The following is a 20,898-nucleotide window of genomic DNA, read 5'->3' as shown; positions in this document are numbered from 1 at the left end:
GGAAGGACGCGATGAGCACCGAACCGCTGTACGTGAAGCCCAACGTCCGCATCGAAGGGCTGGTCAACCAGTTCGTCGCCTGGACGCACGTCTACACCCCGGTCTCCGGTGCGATGAACCTCGCCAACCTGCTCTTCCCGATCATGGACTCGTTCGTGCAGCGCCCCGAGGTGCACGCCGCGGCCGTGGCCAACCCGAAGATGAAGGGCGGCTTCTTCGTCAACGCCGACCTGTCCCGCGTCGACGAGGTACGCGACCTGCGCGACCGGATCGCCCGCGACGACGCGGCCGCCCTCGCCTTCGCCGGGGCGATCAAGGGCGCCGAGGACCTGCTGCGCGCCCAGGCCACCGGCTACGACCTGTCGCCGCTGTACGCCCAGCTCCCGCCCGAGCTGCGCGGCTACGTCGAGCTGGTCTACGACGTCAACCACCACCCGTCGCTGCGCTTCCTGGAGCCGCTGCTCTACCGCAGCCCGGTCTTCCGCCGGGACCGGGAGGCGATCGAACTGTCGCTCGACGACGGCAGCGAGCCGCCGTTCATCCTGAGCACGCCGCGCCTGGAGCACCCCGACCACCTCCAGCTCCCGCTGCGGCTCGACCACGCCGGCATCGACGAGCTGTTCGCCACCCGGACCGCCCCGCGCTCCTTCGACGAGATCAGCAAGGCGCTGGAGATCGGCACCGGCGAGCAGGAGCGGCTGCTGCGCACCCTGCTCACCACCGACGCGGCCCTGCCCGCCGACCGGCACATCGACGGCGGCGGCCGGATCCGCTACTTCGGCCACGCCTGCATCCTGCTGCAGACCCCGTCGGTGTCCATCCTGGTCGACCCGTTCATCAGCTCGAACCCCGCCGCCGGCGACCGGTTCACGTACGTCGACCTGCCCGACAAGATCGACTACGTCCTGATCACCCACGCCCACCAGGACCACGTCGTGCTGGAGACGCTGCTCCAGATCCGTCACAAGGTCGGCACCGTCGTGGTGCCCCGCAACGGCGGCGGGCACCGGCAGGACCCGTCGATCCGCCTCTACCTGGAGCAGGTCGGCTTCACCGTACGGGAGGTCGACGACTTCGACGAGCTGGCCTTCGACGGCGGCCGGATCGTCGCCGCGCCGTTCTTCGGCGAGCACTGCGACCTCGACATCCGGGCCAAGAGCAGCTACTGGGTGCACCTGGCCGGCAAGGGCGTCTTCATCGGCGCCGACACCTCCGGGCTGGAGTCCGAGCTGTACCGCCGGATGCGGACCGGGATCGGCGAGACCGACCTGGCGTTCATCGGCATGGAATGCGACGGCGCCCCGCTGACCTGGCTCTACAGCTCGCTGTTCACCCAGCCGGTGCCGCGCAAGATGGCCATCACCCGCAAGCTGTCCGGCTCCAACGCCGCCCAGGCCACCGGCATCGTCGACCAGCTCGGCGCCAAGGAGGCGTACGTCTACGCGATGGGCCAGGAGGACTGGCTCCAGCACGTGATGGCGACCAGCTACACCCCCGAGTCGTACCAGCTCCTCCAGGTCGCCGAGTTCCTCGACAACTGCAAGCAGCGCGGCGTGTACGCCGAACACCTGCTGGTCCGCAAGGAGCTGCGCTGGTGAACACCGCCGTCCCGGTGACCGCCGCCCCCTTCGACCTCGACGCCGCCCCGGCCGGGGCGGCCCGTCTCCAGGTCCGGGTCCTGCTCGACACCGGACCGACCGCCGACGAGGTCGACCGGATGGAGGCGCTGTTCGACGGGTGCGGCATGGCCGCGTACGCCGAGGGCCACTCGTACGGCGGGCCGCCACCGACGTCGGCGTTCCTGATCGTGCTCAACATCCCGCTCGCCCCGTTCCTGGACACGTTCGCCGGCACCGGAACCGACCCGGAGCCGGACACCGCCGGCGACGGGGCGGCGCGCCTCGCCGCCGTCGTCCGGACCCTGCAGGCGATGCGGGCCGACGAGGAACTGTGGGGCCGCCCGCACGGCGTCAAGCTCGAGGACTCGCACAGCGGCCACGGCGTACTGCTCGAGGCCGGACTGCCCGACGCCGCGTACGACGCCCTGCTCGGCCTCGACCTGTCCGGCCTCGACCAGTGGGCGATCCCGGTGCAGCTCGAATGGCATCCCGCCCTGCACACCTGGCAGGCCCGGCTGACCACCGTGCCGCGCCGGTTCGCCCGCCGGGCGCCGCTGCGCGCCCGGGCCGCCGACAGCCCGCGCGCCCGCCAGTGCGACGACGCCGAGATCGGCGAACTGTGGCGGCTGGCCGGCAGCGCCGAGGTGCCGGCCGTCACCTGGCAGCGGGCGCAGATCGTGCTGCTCAGCGCCCAGGGCTCCAACATCGCCTCGATCGCCCAGCACACCGTCACCGGCGCCGGACGGGTCCGCGCCGTCATCCGCAACTTCAACGACGACGGGTTCGCCTCCTTCGACCCGGGCTACGACCGTGGCGAGCGGCCCCAACCGACCCCGGCCGAACTGCGCGACGCCCGTGCCGTCGCCGCCCGCGGCCCGGCCGCGTACGGCCTGACCGGCCCGGCCTGGGACGTCGCCACGCTCGGCGACTTCCTGGTCCGCGAGGGCGTGGTCGAGGATGTCGACCCCGACTGGCTGGCCGCCCTGCTCACCGGCACCGGCACCGACCACCTGCATCGAGACGGGATTTGACACCGATGAACGCGGAGATCACTGACCCGGCGCGCAACGACGCGGACGCCCGCCGCGAGGCGCTCATCCGCCAGCGGCTCGCCGGCGGGCGGACCGGCCGCCGGGACACCATTCCCCAGGTCGACCGGGGCGGCCGGCTGCCGGTGTCGTTCGGCCAGCAGCGGCTGTGGTTCCTCACCATGCTCGACCCGCGCAGCCCCGAATACCTGGTGCCGCTGGTCCTGCGGGTCACCGGCGAACTCGACGTCGCCGCCCTCGGCGAGGCGTGGTGCCGGCTGGTCACCCGGCACGAGGTGCTGCGCACCCGCTACCAGCTCGCCGACGCCGAACCGGTCCAGGTGATCGACGCACCCCCGGCCGGCTCCGCGATCCGGTTCACCGACCTGACCGACCTGCCCGCCGCCGAACGCGACCGTTGCGCCCTGGACCTGGCCGCCACCGACGCCGCCGAACCGCTCGACATCGGCCTGGAACACCCGGTACGCGTGCACGCGATCCGGCTCGCCCCGGACCGGCACCTGCTCGCCGTCGTCTTCCACCACATCGCCTGCGACGGCTGGTCGATGGGCGTGTTCATCAACGACCTGTTCACCCTCTACCTGCACGCCATCGACTCGCCGCAGGCACCCGCCCTGCCCGAACCGGCCGTGCAGTACGTCGACTTCGCCGCCTGGCAGCGCGGCCGGCTCGCCGGCGACGAACTCGACCGGCGGCTCGGCTACTGGCGCGACCACCTCGCCGGACTGTCGCCGCTGGAACTGCCGACCGACCGGCCCCGCCCCACCAAGCGGGACTGGGCCGGCGACCGGGTGCTGTTCACCGTGCCGGCCGACCTCACCGGGCGGCTGCGGGAACTCGGCCGAAGCCACGACGCCACCCTGTTCACCGTCGGCGCCACCGCCTACCAGGTGCTGCTGTCGCGCTACAGCGGCCAGCGGGACATCTCGGTCGGCAGCGCCGTCGCCGGCCGCGGCCGCCCCGAGGTCCGCAACCTGATCGGCTTCTTCCTCAACACCGTCGTGCTGCGTGCCACCTGGACCGGCGACCCGACCTTCGCCGACCTGCTGCGCACCAACCGGCGTACGGTCCTGGACGCCCTGGAACACCAGGAGGCCCCGGTCCAGTTCCTCGTCGACGACGTCGACCGCAAGCGCGACCGGTCCCGCACCCCGCTCTTCCAGGTCATGTTCGACATGGCCGAGTCGGCGCCGTCCGCGTTCACCATGCCCGGCCTCGACGTCGAGGCCGTCGACCTGGTCGGCGCGGTCGCCAAGCACGACCTGCGGCTGGAGCTGACCGAGCAGGGCGACGGGTCGCTGCGCGGCGTCCTGGAATACCCGACCGCGCTGTTCGACCGGGCGACCGTCGAACGCTTCGCCGGCCACCTGCTCACCCTCTTCGACTCGGTCACGGCGGCCCCCGAGCGCACCCTGTCGGCCCTGGAGATCCTCGCCCCGGGGGAGCGGGAACTGCTGCTCGGTGCCGGCCCGGCCCCCGCCGGCCAGCCGGCGCCGCGCCCGGTCACCGCCGCCGTCGCCGAACACGCGCGGCAGCGCCCGCACGAGACCGCCGTCGTCGCCGGCCCGGACCGGCTCACGTACGCCGAACTGCACGAGCGGGCCAACCGGATGGCCCACCACCTGCGCGGGCGCGGCATCGGCCCGGGCAGCGTCGTCGGCGTGTGCCTGGGCCGTGGCGTCGACCTGCTGCCCACCCTGCTCGGAGTCTGGCGGGCCGGTGCCGCGTACGTGCCGGTCGACCCCGGCGACCCCGCCGAACGGGTCGGCTACGTGCTGCGCGACGCCGGCGCGGCCCTCGTCGTCACGCAGACCGCCCATGCCGGCGTCACCGCCGCCCACGCCGGCGCCGTCCTGCTGGTCGACGCCGACCGGGCCGCGATCGACGCCGAACCCGCCACCGACCCGGCGGGGGAGCCGGACCCGGACGCGGTCGCCTACCTGATCTACACCTCGGGCAGCACCGGCCGCCCCAAGGGCGTGCTGGTCAGCCACCGCGGCCTGGCCAACTACCTGACCTGGGCCGCCGACGCCTACCTGACCACCGACGGGCGCGGCGCCCCGCTGTTCTCCTCGACCGCGTTCGACCTGGTCGTCACCACCCTCTACCTGCCGCTGCTGGCCGGCCAGCCGGTCCACCTGCTCCCGGCCGACCTCGCCGTCGGCGACCTCGGCCGCGCCCTGGCCGACGCCGCCGCCGACGGCCCGTTCAGCTTCATCAAGCTGACCCCGGGCCACCTCGACGTGCTCACCCACCAGCTCACCGCCGAGCAGGCCGCCCGGCTCGCCGGCCACCTCGTCGTCGGCGGCGAGGGCTTCGCCAGCCGGCTCGCCGACCGCTGGTGGGACCTCGCCGCGGGCGGTAAGACCCGGCTCGTCAACGAGTACGGCCCCACCGAGAACACCGTCGCCAACGTCGCGTACTTCGCCGACGGGCCGCCCGCCGACCCGGCCGCCGTCGCCGAACTGCTCCCGATCGGCCGCTCCATGCCGGGCACCACCGCCTACTGCCTCGACGCCGAGCTGCGCCCGCAGCCGGTCGGTGTCGTCGGCGACCTCTACCTCGGCGGCGTCCAGCTCGCGCACGGCTACCGCAACCTGCCGGCGGTCACCGCCGAACGGTTCGTCCCCGACCCGTACGGCCCGCCCGGCGCCCGCCTCTACCGCACCGGCGACCGGGCCCGGGTCCTCGCCGGCGGCGACATCGAGTTCCTCGGCCGCGTCGACGACCAGATCAAGGTCCGCGGCTACCGGGTCGAGGCCGGCGAGATCGTCGCCGCGCTGCGCCGCCACCCGGGCGTCCGCGACGCCGTGGTCACCCTGCGCGGGACCGGATCGGCCGGCAAGACCCTGGTCGGGTACGTCGTCACCACCAACCCCGACGCGCTGCCGATCGCCGACCTGCGCGCGATGCTGGCCACCGCCCTGCCCGAATACATGGTCCCCACCCACCTGGTGGCGCTGACCGAACTGCCGCTGACCAGCAACGGCAAGACCGACCTCGCCGCGCTGCCCGACCCGGACCGGGCCGCCACCTCCACCGAATCGGAGCTGGTGGCACCGCGTACCGCCGCCGAGGAGCAGGTCGCCGCCGTCCTGCGGACCGTGCTCGGCATCGCCGAGGTCGGCGTCGACGACGACTTCTTCGACCTCGGCGGCGACTCCCTGTCGGCCGTCGCGCTCGTCGGCGACCTGCGCGACGCCGGCCTCGACATCGCCGTCGACGACGTCTTCGCCCACCCGACCGTCGCCAAGCTCGCCGAACTCGCCGCCGAGCGCCCCGCCGTCACCGGGGCCCGCACCGGCGTCGCGCCGTTCGCCCTCATCTCCGACGAGGACCGGCGGAAACTGCCCGCCGACGTCGAGGACGCCTTCCCGGTCTCGATGCTCCAGGCCGGCATGGTCTTCGAGATGATGGGCGGCGGCGAGGTCAACTACTACCACAACGCCACGACGTACCAGATCCGCGACGACGCCGAGTTCTCCGTTCCCGCGTTCGAGGCCGCCGTACGCCTGCTCGTCGAACGGCAGGAGGTGCTGCGCACCGGCTTCGACCTGATCGGCTACTCCCAGCCGCTGCAGCTGATCCACCGCACCGCGCACCTGCCGACCAGCGCCGCCGACCTGCGCCACCTGACCGTCGCCGAGCAGGACGAACAGATCCGCCAGCGGATGGCCGCCGAGCGGGCCGACCTGTTCGACCTGGCCACCCCGGCCCTGCTGCGGCTGCACGCCGTCGTACGCTCCGACACCGCCTGGGCGCTGGTCATCACCGAGTGCCACCCCATCATGGAGGGGTGGAGCTACCACATGCTCCTGATGGAGCTGCTCACCTACTACCGGCAGATCCGCGACGGCCAGCCGCCGCAGGCGGCACAGGACCTCGGCATCCGGTTCGCCGACTTCATCGCCGCCGAGCAGGCGTCACTCAACTCCGAGGACGACCGCGGCTACTGGCGCCGTACCGTCGAGGGCGCCGCCCGGCTCGCGCTGCCGCCGGGCTGGGCCACCGGTGACGGCCCGCGCGGCCCGCTACGCGTCGAGGTGATGTTCGCCGACCTCGAGGACGGCCTGCGGGCCCTGGCCAAGGCGGCCGAGGTCCCGATCAAGGCGGTCCTGCACGCCGCGCACCTCAAGGTGATGAGCATGCTGACCGACGAGCGCCGGTTCTTCGGCGGCCTCGTCTGCGACACCCGCCCCGAGGTCGCGAACGCCGACCGGCTCTACGGCCTGTTCCTCAACACCGTCCCGTTCCCGTTCGAACTGACCGCGCCGACCTGGCGCCAACTGGTCAAGGACGTCTTCGCCCAGGAGATCGAACTCTGGCCGCACCGGCGCTACCCGATGCCGGCCATGCAGCGCGAACTGTCCGCCAACCGGCGCCTGGTCGACGTCATGTTCAACTACCTCGACTTCCGCACCGTCGACATGGACCTGGTCGACTTCGCGGCCAGCATCGACGACAGCCAGATCGAGTTCAAGCTCTCCACCACCGTCTTCCGACAGGGCCTGATCAACCTGCGGATGCACCCCGACGCGGTCAGCCGCGCCAACGGCGAGCGGCTCGCCGCCATGTACCGGCTGGTCCTCACCGAGATGGCCGCCGACCCCGACGGCGACGCGCTCGCCACCTACCTGCCCGCCGACGAGCGCCGCCGGCTGGTCACCGAGTGGAACGACACCGCCGTACCGCGACCGGCGACCGACCTCGCCACCCTCTTCGAGCGCCAGGTGGCCGCCGCCCCGGCGGCGACCGCCGCCGTCCTCGCCGACGGTACGACCGTCAGCTACGCCGAACTCGACGGCCGGGCCGACCGGCTCGCCCGGCACCTGCGCGGGCTCGGCGTCGGGCCGGAGCAGTTCGTCGGCATCTGCGCCGAGCCCGGCCTGGAGATGCTGGTCGCCGTCCTCGGCGTGGTCAAGGCCGACGCCGCCTACCTGCCGCTGGACCCGGCGCACCCGACCGAACGGCTGTCGTACGTGCTGCGCGACGCCGGGGTGTCGGTCCTGCTCACCCAGGAGCGGCTGGCCGACGACCTGCCACCGTTCATGGGACAGGTGCTCAACCTCGACGCCGACTGGCCGGAGATCGCCGCCGCGGACGGGCCGGCCGTCACCCGCACCGCCGGCCCGGACAGCCTCGTCTACGCCATCTACACCTCCGGCTCCACCGGCCGCCCCAAGGGCGTCATGATCACCCATGGCGGCCTGCACAACTACCTGACCTGGGCGGTCGGTGCCTACACCGGACCGGACGGCACCGGCGCCCCGATGCTCGGGTCGATCGCCTTCGACCTGGCCGTCACCAACCTGCTGGTGCCGCTGGTCGCCGGCCGCCCGGTCACCCTGCTGCCACCCGGCGGCGAGGTCGAGGCGGTCGCCGGCATGCTCGCCGCCCCCGGCCGGCTCGACCTGGTCAAGCTGACCCCCGGCCACCTCGACGTGCTGCGCGGGCTGCTGCCGGCCGGCGGCACCGTCGACTCGGTCGGCACCTTCGTCGTCGGCGGCGAGCAGCTGCCGCTGGAGACCGTCCTCGCCTGGCAGGAGCTGGCCCCGTCGACCCGGATCGTCAACGAGTACGGGCCGACCGAGACCGTCGTCGGCTGTGTCGTCTACGACGTACCCGAGGGCGTCGACCGCACCCAGCCGGTCGCGATCGGCCGCCCGATCGACAACACCCGCCTCTACGTGCTCGACCGCAACCTCCAGCCGGTGCCGGTCGGCGCCACCGGCGAACTGTTCATCGGCGGTGCCGGGGTGGCCCGCGGCTACCACGGCCGGCCCGAACTGACCGCCGAACGGTTCGTCCCCGACCCGTACGCCACCCGGCCCGGCGCCCGCCTCTACCGCACCGGTGACCTGGCCCGCTACCGCGCCGACGGCGACCTGGAGTTCCTCGGCCGGGCCGACGACCAGATCAAGATCCGCGGCTACCGGATCGAGCCCGGCGAGATCGAGACCCGACTGCTGGCCCACCCCTTCGTCACCGAGGCGGTCGTGGTCGCCCACACCGACCCCGACGGCGACCGGCGCCTCGTCGCGTACGCCGCCGGCACCGGCGAGCAGCCGTCGAGCACCGCCCTGCGCGACTTCCTGCGCGAGACCCTGCCCGACTACCTGGTCCCGGCCACGTTCGTGCTGCTCGACGCGCTGCCCCGCAGCGCCGCCGGCAAGGTCGACCGCAAGGCGTTGCCGTCCCCGGACGGCGCCCGCGCCGACCTCGGCACCGAGTTCGTCGCCCCGCGCACCGCGACCGAGCGGCGGCTCTGCGAGATCTGGGAACGGGTCCTCGGCGTCGAGCGGATCGGTATCCACGACGACCTGCTCGACCTCGGCGCCGACTCGCTGAGCGGGCTGCGGGTGGTCGCCGCCTCCGCCGACCTGGGCCTGACCATGTCACCGATGGACGCGATCGCCTTCCCGACGATCGCCCAACTCGCCCGGCACCTGCTCGGCGGCGGCACCGAGGAACTGGACCGGATGCTGCGCGCCGACTCGGTGCTCGACCCGGCGATCCGGCCGGCCGGACCGCCGGCCGACCCGACCGGGCCGGTGCTGCTCACCGGCGCGACCGGCTTCGTCGGCGCGTTCCTGCTGCGCGAACTGCTGGACCGGATCCCGAACCGGGTCGTCTGCCTGGTCCGCGGCACCTCCGACGAGCAGGCCCGGGAACGGCTGGTCGCCGCGCTGCACCGCTGGTCGGCGTACCACCCGCAGGTCGAGAGCCGGGTCGACGTGATCGCCGGCGACCTCGGCGCGCCCCACCTCGGGCTGGCCCCCGAGCGGTTCGCGGAACTGGCCGGCACCCTCGGCGCCATCTACCACAACGGCGCCGACGTCAACGCCGTCCATCCCTACCAGGCGATGCGACGGACCAACGTGGACGGCACCCGGGAGATCATCCGGCTGGCCTGCACCGGCCCGACCACGACGCTGCACCACGTGTCGACGATGTCGATCTTCAAGGCCGACGCGTTCGACGAGTGGATCGACGAGTCCAGCCTCCAGGTCGAGCCGCCGTCGTCGATGTCCAACGGCTACGGCCAGAGCAAGTGGGTCGCCGAGAACCTGGTCCGCGAGGCGTCCCGGCACGGCCTGCCGACCACCATCCACCGGATGGCGAAGGTCTCCTGGGACACCGTCACCGGCACGTCCAACACGGCCGACCAGTTCAACCGGCTGATCGCCGCCGCGGTCGAGGTCGGGGCCGCCCCGGACTTCGACTACTCGATGACGCTGACCCCGGTCGACCGGGTCGCCGCCGGCATCGTCGACATCGCCGGCCGCCCGGACGCGATCGGCGGCTGCTATCACCTGATCAGCCCGCACCAGGTGACGTGGCGGCAGATGCGCGACTGGCTGGCGGCGGCCGGCCACCCGCTGGCGGAGACGAACTACCCCAGCTGGCGGGAGGCGCTGGTGGCGCGCAGCCGGGAGCCGGGCGGCGAACGCCTGAACCCGCTGCTGATGCTGCTGCCCCGGGAACGGGACAACTTCGAGGTCGACGCCCTCGACGACGACTACGTCCCGCCGGTCCCGACCTGGTGGGCCCGCCACGGCGGCGAGATCCCGCCCATCCACCAGAAGGACTTCGCCCTCTTCCTGACCCACCTCAGAACATCCTCCTGACCCCGAGATCCGCGTGATCAGGGATCAAGTCCCGCGAGTCGGCGGCGGGTCGCCCGCCGCAGTCCCTGATCACGCGGATCTCGTATGGAGGTCCGGGACGGCGGTCACCCCCGGGGTACGACGGTGACCGTGTACGGCGCAGCCGGGGCAGGACTGAATATCTGGCTGTTGACCCACAGCAGCCGGTCGCCGTCACGGGCGATCGTCGTCGGCGTCTCGGCGGACGTCGCCGTCCCGCTCTCGGCGACCACCCGGCCGCTGGCCGCGTCCGGCGAGAGCAGTGCCGTGCGCACCGTGAACGTCACACCGCCGGCGCCGTCCGCGTGGTTGACCACGGCGTGCAACCGGTGTCCCTCCAGCAGCAGCCCGTCGCCGGCCATCGTCGCCGAGGTCCGTACCGGGACCACCTCTCGGCGCCCCGGTGTGACCCGGTGCAGCACCTCGGTGCCCTGGTCGGACACGAGCAGGTGGCGGCCGGTCGAGACGATTCCGTTGAGGAACGACGGTGCCGGGTCGAAGCGGTCGGGGGTCAGCCACGGCCGCAGCGTCCCGAGCGTGCCGCGGCCCCACGACGCGCGGTGGACGGTGCCGGTCGCCGAGTCGGTGACATACACCGCGTCGTGGGTCACCACCAGGTCGTTGAGCGCGGCGCCGGGTGTCTCGGCCGTCCGGCGGGCGATCAGGTGACCGGACGGGGCGTACACGAACAGCGCGCCGGAGTTGTAGCCGGCCACGAAGATCCGTCCCGCCGCGTCGGTGTGGATACCGGCCGCCGCGGTCCGGCCGTCGCCGCCGCCGGGCAGGAACAGTTCCATCCGGGGCCTACGGACGTGCCCCCGGTAGACGGCGCCCGTGGACACGCTGGTGACGTACAGGTGCCCGTCCCGGGCAACCGCGATCCCCTCCGGCGTGACCCCGGGCTCGTCGGAGACGACGTAGGTGGTCGGCTTGCGGTGGCGGTCGGGACCGCCCAGCACGGGTACGGCGGCCGCGCCGGCCATACCGGTGAGAAAATGACGACGATGCATGCGACCGACCATGCCGCCCGGCGTCGGGCGGAGCCCCGGTGATTCGGCCCTGGCCGAAGCGTCGTGATCAGGCCGTTACCGTAATCGGTCCGTGACCTCCCCGGACGACAATATGTGTCGATGTTGCGCCTACATCTCACCGTGGCCGACCTGGCCCGGGTGGTGGTCCGGGCGGTGCCCGATCCGCTGCTCGAGGCACAGTACGCGATGCGCGCGCTGCGGGGCGGCACCGACGAGCGGCTCCGCCGCCGCTACCACCGACTCGTCGACCACGGACTCGGCGGCGCACTGCGGCCGGCTCTCTGCCTGGTCTCGGTCTACGGTTACACCCCCGACTTCCTCACCCCGGTCACCGGACACCACGGTGACCTCGACGCCGGGATCGAGGCCGTCCGGGCCACGCCCCGACACCGGCTCCGGGCCGACCTGGCCGGGGTGCGCGACACCGCGTACAGCCGCCGGCTCGCGGACGGTGACCCGGCGGCGCTCACCGCGCTGACCCGGGGCCTGCGGACCGCGTACGAGGCGTTCGTCGCCCCCGAGGCCGACCAGGCGGCCCGCCGGATCGCCGCCGAACGGGCCGCCCGCGTCCGTGACCTGACCGAGGAGGGCCTGCACCGGATGCTCGGCAGCCTCTGCCGCGACATCGTGTGGCGCCCACCGGTGCTCGAACTGACCTGCCCGGTCGACAGCGGCGACGGCGATCTCCACCTCGGCGGCCGGGGGATCGTGCTCCAGCCCACCTTCGTGGGACGCGACGCCATGATCACGGCCGGCGCCGACGGACCGTTGGTGCTTTCCTATCCGGTCGCCGACCCCGCGGAGGGTGCGGCCGACGGCGCGGTGGCCGACGGGCTCGCCGACGCGCTGGGCCGTACCCGCAGCCGGGTTCTGGCCGCCGTCCGCTACGGTGCCACCACCAGCCAGATCGCCGGTCGGCTCGGTATCTCCGCGGCGTCGGCGAGCGAACACGCCCGCGTGCTGCGGCGCGCCCGACTGGTCACGACCCGGCGGCTCGGCCCGGCGACGTTGCACACACTCACCCCGCTGGGCCACGCCCTCCTGGACGGCCACATCTGACCCCACCCCCAAGATCCGCGTGATCAGGGACGACGGCCCGCGTGTCGGCACGTTGCCGGCGGCAGCACCTGACCACGCGGATCTCGCGGCGGCGAGCGGGGCGGGGTTGTCACGGCTGCGGGGAGAGGGGAGACTCGGCGGATTCGGGCGCCGGGGGACAGCGGACTGACGTGGGCGCGGCTGCCGACCGGCCGCGCCGTACGGCTCGTCGGCGCGTCCGCCGACCTGGTCGCGGTGGCGGTCGACCCGCTACCCGACGGCGCACCCACGATCGTGCTCTACCGGCCCGGCCCGACCAGCACGACCACCTCGCCGGCCGTGCTGGTCGACGCGATCCTCGCCGAACTGGAACGGGCGGCCCTCGACCTGTTTCCGGCCTGGCTGCCCGCTGCCGCCGGCATCACCGGAGCCGGCGGCGCCGACACCGCGGCGGTACGCGTCCTCGCCCGGCAGGCCGCCGCCACCTCCGACCACTTCGGACCCTTCCTCGCCGACCTGGCCGCGGCGGCGCTCACCCGGCGGCGGCCACCGGCCGGCGACCCGGGCATCGGACCAGGTGCGCCGACCCGAGTCCGGCCACCGCGGCCCTCTGTCGCCAGCCGGTTCGCCGTCGAGGTACGGGCCACCGGACTCGCCCGGGTGTTCGCCGCGACGTTCGGTCGTACCCGTACCGCCGTCGTCGTCGATGTGCCCGGGGAGTCGCCGGTTAAGGAGGCGGAGACGCTGGTCGCGGCGGGGGAGTGGCTCGCCGCCCGGGGTGGGTTCGGGGTGTGGTTCACCGGCGCCGTACCGGCCACGGTGGACCATCTGCCGGCCGTGACCGTACCGCTGCCCGGCGAGCCTCCGATGGCCCGGCCAGACCCGGCGCCCGGCCCGGCGGTGACCAACCGCCCCGCCGTGACCGGCGGGCTGGTCGTACCGGCGGTCGCCGGGCGCCCCCGCGCCGACAGCCCGGCCGAACTGGCGCTCGAGGCCGCCCTGTCGGCGACCACTTGGGCCGCCGGGCGGACCTGGAATCCGACGTACCGGTCCGGGCTGGCCCCACCCGTCCGGGTGGACCTGCTGTGGTCCGCCGAACGGTGCGTCGTCGAGATCGACGGGCCGGAACACCGGTCGGCGGTGCGGTTCGCGGCCGACCGGCAGCGGGATGTGCGGCTCCAGTTGGACGGCTACGCTGTCCTCCGCTTCACCAACGCCCAGGTGCTCCACGACGTGCGTGTGGTCGCGGCGCAGATCGAGCGGTTCCTCCTCGGTCGCCGCCGGTCCATGTTGGAAGGACAACCGCAATGACCGACGAGAAGCTGTCCCTGCCGGAGAAGGCCGTCATGATCACCCTGATGGCCGAGGCGCGGGAGGTGTCCAATCCCGAGCTGAAGCAGCGGTACGGCCTCACCCTCGACGGCAGGAGCCGGACCCGGCTCAACGACCTGCGGTACGTCAGCAGCCGCCGGCACGGCCGGGCGTTCGCGCACCTGCTGGAGGAGCGCGGCTGGGCCTGGTGTGTCGGCCACCTCGGCGCCGAACTGCCGCCCCGGTCCGGGTCGGCGGCCGGCGCGCTCTACGCGGTCCTGGCGAACCTGCCCCGGCACCTCGACCGGGCCGGCCTGAGCCTCGCCGACGTCTTCCACCGCGCCGAGGACGTCCCGGCCCCAGCCCCGGCCGGGTCGGTGCCGACCCCGCGCACCGCCCCGGCCCCGGCCGCCGACGACGCCGAGGCCCGGATCCGCACCGCGTACGCCGACCTCGCCGGCACCCCCGGCACCTGGGTCAGCCTGACCCGGATCCGGGCCGACGTCGACGACCTGCCCCGCGCCGACGTCGACCGGGCGCTACGGCACATGTACCGGCTGCCCGACGTGCACATCGTGCCGGAGTCCAACCAGAAGAGCCTGTCCACCGCCGACCGGGCAGCGGCGGTGATCATCGGCGACCAGGAGAAGCACCTCCTGGCGATCGGCAACCGATGACCGAGGAGGAACACGCCGCTCTCGCCGCGCTGCGGTTCAACTGGGCGCCCACCCCCGACGACCTGTGGCAGCCGTCCCGCTACCACGTCGAGGACCTGCACCGCGACGTCGTACGCACCGTTCTCGACGGGCTCGCCGACGCCCGGGACAGCCCCGGTTCCAGCCCGATCGGGGTGGTCGTGCAGGGGCAGAAGGGCGCCGGCAAGACCCACCTGCTCGGCTGGGTACGCGAGAAGGCCCAGGCCCTCGACGGCTACTTCGTCCTGGTCAGTCTCCTCAACCCGGCCACCTTCTGGACCACCACGGTGCAGTCGGTGCTGGAGAGCCTGTCCCGCACCGGCGGCGGCGCCGACCGACAGGTCCGGGTCTTCCTGCGCCGGCTCGCCTCGCTGGTCGGCGTGCCCCGCACGGTACGGCGCGCCGTCGCCGGCGAGACCCCGATCACCCCGGCGCACCTCGACACGTTCATCGGCGCGCTGCGCCGCCACGACGGCGACGTCGGCCGGGACTGCCAGCAGACCGCCCGCGCCCTGGTCCTCTACGCCGCCGAGGACTTCGCCGCCCAGGACCTCGGCCAGGCCTACCTCAACTCGGTCGAGGAAACGGTGCCCGGCGAGCGGGCCGCCTGGGGGATGCGGCGCGACCTGCCGCCGCCGGAGCGGATCGTCCAGGACATCTCCCGCCTGCTGGCGCTGACCGGCCCGACGATCATCGCGGTCGACCAGATCGACACGCTCATCGCGCAGTCGCTGCGCTCCACCGCCGCCCACGGGCCGCTGGACCCCGGTGACGCCCTCGCCCTCGAGCAGGTCGCCGGCGGGCTGATGTCGCTGCGCGAGGTGACCCGCCGTACCCTGACCGTCGTCGCCTGCCTGCCCGCCTCGTGGGCGCTGATCAGGGACAACGCCACCGACACCGTACGCGACCGGTTCCGTGAGGCGATCCAGCTCAGGGGCATCCCGAGCGCCGCGGTCGGACAGGCCCTGATCGGCAAACGGTTCGCCGCCAAGTTCGCCGAGATCGGCTTCCAGCCGCCGTACCCGACGTGGCCGGTCGACCCGTCGGCGTTCGAGGACGCCCCCGACTACACGCCCCGCCAACTGCTCATCAGGATCGACGCGCACGTCCAGGACTGCCTGCGCGCCGGCCAGGTCACCGTCCTCGACCGGCTCGGCCCGGCGGCACCGGCCGACGCCGGCCCGGCCGCCCCCGCCGGCGACCCGGCCACCGCCGACGACCTCGCCGCGCTCGACACCCGGCTCGCCGCGCTCGTCGACGACCCGGCCGTGACCACCGAGGTCGAGCGGGCGCTCGCGTCGAAGACCGAGGACGAGACCGTACCGGCCCTGCTCGCCGCCGGCCTCACCGCGTGGATCGCCGAGCAGGGCGACGCCGGGCGGGCATTCAGCCAGGACCCGCCACCGGGCACGGCGAACCCGCCGCTGCACGCCCGGCTGCGGCGCAGTCTCGACGAGTCCACCGAGGACGAGGAGCACTGGGCGTTCCGGGCGGTCGGCGCCCAGCACGCGACCGCCGCGCTGAACCGGATCCGGGCCGCGGCCACGATGGCCGGGCTCGACGCCGGGGTGGCCAAGCGGCGGCTGTTCCTGCTGCGCGACCACGCCTGGTCGAGCGGGCCGGCGACCACGAAGACGGTCGCCGCGTTCGAGGCCGCTGGCGGCCGCACCCTGCCGATGCCCGCCGCCGACCTGCGGATCCTGGCGGCGCTGCGCCGGCTGCTCGCCGACGATTCGCCGGGGCTGCGGGCCTGGCTGGCGTCCCGCCGGCCGACCGGCCGGGTGTCGCTGCTGGCCGGGGCGCTGGCCGGTGCCGTACCCGCGCCGGCCGCCGACCCGGCTCCGGCCACGGTCCGCGCGGTGGTGCCGGCGCCGGCGTCCGCCCGGCTGACCGGGTACGAAACCAGTGAGTACGCCCCCGTCGCCGGCCCTGCCCCAACGACGGTCGACGGCGGTGGTCCGGCCACCGACGCGCCGGCCGGGGTCGGCCCGGGCGGTGACGCGGGCGCGCCGGTCGACGGTGGTGCGCCGGTCGACCGTGGTGCGGCGATCCCGGTCCAGCGCGGACCGGAGCCGGCAGCGGACGCGGGCGACGCGGGGCCGGGAAGTCCGCCGGCAGCGGGCGACGGCGCGACGGATCCGCGTCGGGCGGGCGGCGGTGTGCCCGTACCCGGTCCGACGGGGCCGACGGCGGACGGTGCCGTTGCGACGGTCTTTCTCGGCCGGTCGACCGGCGGGGAGACGGCGGAGGCCGGACGGCCGGTCGGGGTCGCACTGGAGGCGCTGCGCAAGCACACCGCGATCTTCGCCGGCTCCGGGTCGGGCAAGACGGTGCTGATCCGCCGGCTGGTCGAGGAGTGCGCGCTGCACGGCGTCTCGTCGATCGTCCTCGACCCCAACAACGACCTGGCCCGGCTCGGCGACCCGTGGCCGGAGCCGCCGCACGGGTGGGCGGCCGGCGACGCGGCGCGGGCGGCGGACTACCTGGCGGGCACCGACGTGGTCGTCTGGACGCCCCGACGGTCCGGCGGCCGGCCGTTGAGTTTCCAACCGCTGCCCGACTTCCGCAGCGTCGTCGACGACGCCGACGAGTTCGGCGAGGCGGTGGAGGCGGCGGTGGCGTCGATCGCGCCCCGCCTGCGGCTCGACGGCCGGACCCAGAAGGCGCAGTTGGGGCAGGCGGTGCTGCGCAAGGCGGTCGAGTACTTCGGCCGCCGCGGCGGCAGCACCCTGCCCGGGCTGGTCGGGCTGCTCTCCGCGCTGCCCGACGGGGTGATCGACCTCGACAACGCCGAGAAGATCGCCGGCGAACTGGCGCAGAACCTGACCGCGGCCATGGTCAACGATCCGCTCTTCGGCGGGGAGGGCACCCCGGTCGACCCCGGCCTGCTGCTCACCCCGCCGCCCGGCAAGCGGGCCCGGGTGTCGGTGATCAGCCTGGTCGGCCTGCCCGGCGACGACCGGAGGCAGGGTTTCGTCAACCAGCTGCAGATGGCGCTGTTCGCCTGGATCAAACGCAACCCGGCCGGCGACCGCCCGCTCGGCGGCCTCTTCGTGATGGACGAGGCCCAGACGCTGGCGCCGAGCGGGCCGATGACCGCCTGCACGCAGAGCACCCTGGCCCTGGCGTCACAGGCCCGCAAGTACGGCCTCGGGCTGGTCTTCGCCACCCAGGCCCCGAAGGGCCTGCACAACCGGATCCCCGGCAACGCCGCCACGCAGTTCTTCGGGCTGCTCAACGCGCCGGCCCAGATCGCGGCCGCACGGGAGATGGCGCAGGCCAAGGGCAGCGACGTATCCGACATCTCGCGGCTGCGGACCGGTCAGTTCTACACCGCCGTCGACGGCACCGAGTTCGAGCGGATCCAGGCGCCGTTGTGCCTGAGTCACCATCCGCGCAGCCCGCTGACGGTCGAGGAGGTCCTGCTGCGGGCCCGGGACGGGACCTTCGCCCCTGTGCAGGAGCGGGGGACAGGAGGTAGAAACGGAGGATGATCCGTGTGTTCCTGCTCGACGACCACGAGGTGGTCCGCCGTGGCCTGGCCGACCTGCTGCACAGCGCCGGAGACATCGAGGTGGTCGGTGAGTCCGGTTCGGCGCCGGAGGCGGCCCGCCGGATCCCGGCCCTGCGTCCGGACGTGGCGATCCTCGACGCCCGGCTGCCCGACGGCAACGGCATCGACGTGTGCCGGGACGTCCGCGCCATCGACTCGTCGATCAAGGGCCTGATCCTCACCTCGTACGAGGACGACGAGGCGCTGTTCGCCGCGATCATGGCCGGCGCCGCCGGGTACGTCCTCAAGCAGATCCGCGGCACCGACCTCGTCGACGCGGTCCGCCGGGTCGCCGCCGGCCAGTCCCTGCTCGACCCGGCCGTCACCCAGCGGGTCCTCGAACGCATCCGGGGCGGCGTCGAGGGGCCGCGCGAACTCGACTCGCTGACCGAGCAGGAGCGCCGCATCCTCGAGCACGTCGCCGACGGGCTGACCAACCGGGAGATCGCGGCGAAGATGTTCCTGGCCGAGAAGACCGTCAAGAACTACGTCTCGAGCGTGCTCGCCAAGCTCGGCCTGGAGCGGCGTACCCAGGCGGCGGTGCTCGCCACCCGCCTCCTCGGTCCCCGGCGCTGAGTTTCCGCCACTGAGCCCATCGCGTCGGGCTGTGCGCAGATCAGGGACAAGTCGTGTCGGGCCTGGCGCCCGGCCAGTGGTTTGTCCCGCGACTGCTCCTTGGTCGACACGGGGTCGTGATCGTCTGCGGTTCAGGCGTTCCCGGGACGGCGTGTCGACCGGCTGAGCGACAGACGATCGAGGCGGCCCGGCCGTGGAGTCCAGGCGTCCGGGTACCGCCGTCGCGCCCCACAGCGAATTCGCTGTGGCTACGCCGAATTCGCTGTGGGCCGCGACAGCATCCTGCTCCGGACCGGCACCGGTCGGAATCCGCCGTCGGCACCCGTGACCGTGTGCCGATCCAGGCGTCCGCCATGCGGCACTTCCTCGACAGGCGTCCTCATGCGCGGCGTCAACGCCACCGCCACCGACCTGCTCGGCGTGTTGACCGAGGACAAACCATGCCCGTTTCGCCCGCTTCCCCGCCCAACAACTCCTTGATCGACGAGCCGAGCCGGGCCGGGCGGGTCGGGGAGTGAGTGGGGCGGGGCGGGTCAGGTGGGGAGGGGGATGGTCCAGTGGAGGCGGGTGCCCTGAGGGCTGGCCGCGGCGACCTCGAAGTGGCCGCCGTGGCGGCGGGCGCGTTCGCCGAGGTTGACCAGCCCGCCCCGGGCCTTGCGCGGGTCGCAGCCGATCCCGTCGTCGACGACCTCGACCGTCAGCCGGCCCGCGGCGACCCGGACCGTCACCGTGACCCGGCTGGCCCGGGCGTGCCGTACGGCGTTGGACAGCGCCTCGCCCAGTACCGCGAGCAGGTCGGGCCGGACCGCGTCCGGCACCGCGCTGTCGATCGGACCGTCCAGTTCCAGGGCCGGCCGGAACCCGAACGACCCGGCGCTGGCCCGGACCGCCTCGGTGATCTCCGTACGCAGTTCCGCGGTCGCCGGCGTACGCAGCTCGAAGATGGCCCGGCGGATGTCGCGGATCGTCGAGTCGAGGTCGTCGACGGCGGCGTTGATCCGGCTGGCCAGTTCCGGCCGGGAACCGGCCAGCGGCATCGTGCTCTGCAGGTGCAGCCCGGTGGCGAACAGCCGCTGGATGACCACGTCGTGCAGGTCGCGGGCGATGCGTTCGCGGTCCTCGAGGACCACCAGCATCTCGCGTTCCTCCTCGGCGCGGGCGCGTTCCATGGCCAGCGCCGCCTGGCCGGCGAAGCTGGCCAGGAGTGGGGCGTCGTCGTCGGTGCGCGGCTGCCGGCCGGGCTGGTGCGCGACGACGAGTACGCCGTGCAGGGTCTCGCCGGCGGCCAGCGGCGCGATCACGGCCGGCCCCGCGCTCACCGGCTCCGGCCAGGATGCCGCCGCCGCGAGGCTGTCGACCAGCACCTGCTCGCGCCGGGTCACCGATGCCGAGAACGTGGTGTCGGAGGCCGGCAGCACCGCCCCGACCAGGCCGGTGCCCCGGCGTACCCCGTCGTCCGTCGGCGTGGCCCGGTCGCCGGGCGCCGGCTCCGCGTCGACGACCTCGACGGTGAACCGCTCGGCCTCCTCGTCGTAGAGCAGCACCAGCACCATCTCGGCCTCGGCGACCTCCCGGGCCCGCCGCGCCACCAGCGCCAGTGCGTCGGTACGCCGTACCTCGCCGAGCAGCACCGAGGTGATCTCGGCGGCGGCGGCCAGCCAGCGTTCGCGACGGCTGGCGACGGCGTAGAGCCGGGCGTTCTCGATCGCGACGCCGGCGGCCGCGGCGAGCGCGGTCATGATCTCCTCGTCGTCGTCGGTGAACTCGCGGGAGCCCTGCTTCTCGGCGAGGTAGAGGTTGCCGAACACGGTGTCCCTGATCCGGATCGGCACGCCGAGGAAGCTGTGCATCGGCGGGTGGTTGGCCGGGAAGCCGTACGACCTGGGGTGCCGGGTGATGTCCGGCAGCCGGACCGGGCGGGGGTCCTCGATGAGGAGGCCGAGCACGCCCCGTCCGTGCGGCAGGTCGCCGATGGCGGCGTGCTCCTGCGGGCTGAGGCCGTGCGTGATGAACTCGGTGAGCTGCCGGTCCGGACCGACGACGCCGAGGGCGCCGTAGCGGGCGCCGGCGAGTTCGCAGGCGGCGGTGACGATGCGCGACAGGGTGCTGCGCAGGTCGAGGTCGGTGCCGATGCCGACCACCGCGTCCAGCAGGGCCCGCAGCCGTTCCCGGCTGGCGACCACCTCGCCGACCCGGTCGAGCATCTCCCGCAGCAGTTCGTCGAGGCGTACCCGGGACAGCGGGGTCAGGCCCAGCGACGGCGTCTCGCGGCTTTCCGGTTCTGCGGGTGCACCCATCCCGATGATCCTATCGACCGTCGCCCGCGACGGAGGACCCGCGTGGACGGGGGCCGGTCGGTGTGCCCCGACCGGCCCCCGTC

The 20,898-nt window shown here is 73.8% G+C and carries 10 protein-coding genes; 8 read left to right on the top strand and 2 right to left on the bottom strand.

Annotation, left to right across the window (positions count from 1 at the left end):
* Nucleotides 1–11 precede the first annotated feature (11 nt).
* From AB0I42_RS04630 to AB0I42_RS04620, 3 genes are read left to right on the top strand one after another with little or no spacing between them, the layout of a single operon-like run.
* Nucleotides 12–1,598: an MBL fold metallo-hydrolase gene (locus AB0I42_RS04630; protein ID WP_357534173.1), complete on the top strand. Its 1,587-nt coding sequence runs from the start codon at nucleotides 12–14 to the stop codon at nucleotides 1,596–1,598.
* Nucleotides 1,595–2,650 (top strand): hypothetical protein, encoded by a 1,056-nt coding sequence (locus tag AB0I42_RS04625; RefSeq protein WP_357534172.1) that lies wholly within the window; start codon nucleotides 1,595–1,597, stop codon nucleotides 2,648–2,650. Before AB0I42_RS04630 ends, AB0I42_RS04625 begins: the two co-directional genes overlap by 4 nt.
* A 5-nt stretch (nucleotides 2,651–2,655) precedes the next feature.
* Nucleotides 2,656–10,296: an amino acid adenylation domain-containing protein gene (locus AB0I42_RS04620; RefSeq protein ID WP_357534170.1), complete on the top strand. Its 7,641-nt coding sequence runs from the start codon at nucleotides 2,656–2,658 to the stop codon at nucleotides 10,294–10,296.
* A 104-nt stretch (nucleotides 10,297–10,400) separates the two neighbouring features.
* Here AB0I42_RS04620 and AB0I42_RS04615 read toward each other — a convergent pair whose 3' ends face one another.
* The gene (locus AB0I42_RS04615; RefSeq protein WP_357534168.1) at nucleotides 10,401–11,324 is read right to left on the bottom strand and encodes a superoxide dismutase; all 924 of its coding nucleotides are present in this window, start codon (nucleotides 11,322–11,324) and stop codon (nucleotides 10,401–10,403) included.
* A 120-nt stretch (nucleotides 11,325–11,444) separates the two neighbouring features.
* Between AB0I42_RS04615 and AB0I42_RS04610 the strand changes: the two genes are divergently transcribed.
* The 5 genes from AB0I42_RS04610 (at nucleotide 11,445) to AB0I42_RS04590 (ending at nucleotide 18,518) form a co-directional block, all read left to right on the top strand.
* Entirely contained in the window at nucleotides 11,445–12,404 is a 960-nt protein-coding gene (locus tag AB0I42_RS04610; RefSeq protein WP_357534166.1) for a winged helix-turn-helix domain-containing protein, read from the top strand.
* 234 nt (nucleotides 12,405–12,638) lie between these two features.
* Nucleotides 12,639–13,694: a DUF559 domain-containing protein gene (locus AB0I42_RS04605; RefSeq protein WP_357534164.1), complete on the top strand. Its 1,056-nt coding sequence runs from the start codon at nucleotides 12,639–12,641 to the stop codon at nucleotides 13,692–13,694.
* On the top strand, nucleotides 13,691–14,371 hold the full coding sequence (locus tag AB0I42_RS04600; RefSeq protein WP_357534163.1) for a hypothetical protein: 681 nt from the start codon (nucleotides 13,691–13,693) through the stop codon (nucleotides 14,369–14,371). Before AB0I42_RS04605 ends, AB0I42_RS04600 begins: the two co-directional genes overlap by 4 nt.
* Complete coding sequence (locus tag AB0I42_RS04595; RefSeq protein WP_357534162.1) at nucleotides 14,368–17,883, top strand: DUF87 domain-containing protein; 3,516 nt, start codon at nucleotides 14,368–14,370, stop codon at nucleotides 17,881–17,883. The genes AB0I42_RS04600 and AB0I42_RS04595 overlap by 4 nt, the downstream gene beginning before the upstream one ends.
* On the top strand, nucleotides 17,880–18,518 hold the full coding sequence (locus AB0I42_RS04590) for a response regulator transcription factor (RefSeq protein ID WP_357534160.1): 639 nt from the start codon (nucleotides 17,880–17,882) through the stop codon (nucleotides 18,516–18,518). Before AB0I42_RS04595 ends, AB0I42_RS04590 begins: the two co-directional genes overlap by 4 nt.
* Nucleotides 18,519–19,051: 533 nt before the next feature.
* Here the strand turns inward: AB0I42_RS04590 and AB0I42_RS04585 are convergent.
* Entirely contained in the window at nucleotides 19,052–20,815 is a 1,764-nt protein-coding gene (locus AB0I42_RS04585) for a GAF domain-containing sensor histidine kinase (protein ID WP_357534158.1), read from the bottom strand.
* Between the last annotated feature and the right edge of the window lie 83 nt (nucleotides 20,816–20,898).

The organism is Polymorphospora sp. NPDC050346 (assembly GCF_040655695.1).
Classification (GTDB): Bacteria; Actinomycetota; Actinomycetes; order Mycobacteriales; family Micromonosporaceae; genus Polymorphospora; species Polymorphospora lycopeni.
The sequence above is the reverse complement of the archived record's forward strand: the minus strand, read 5'-3'. Positions and strand labels throughout refer to the sequence as shown.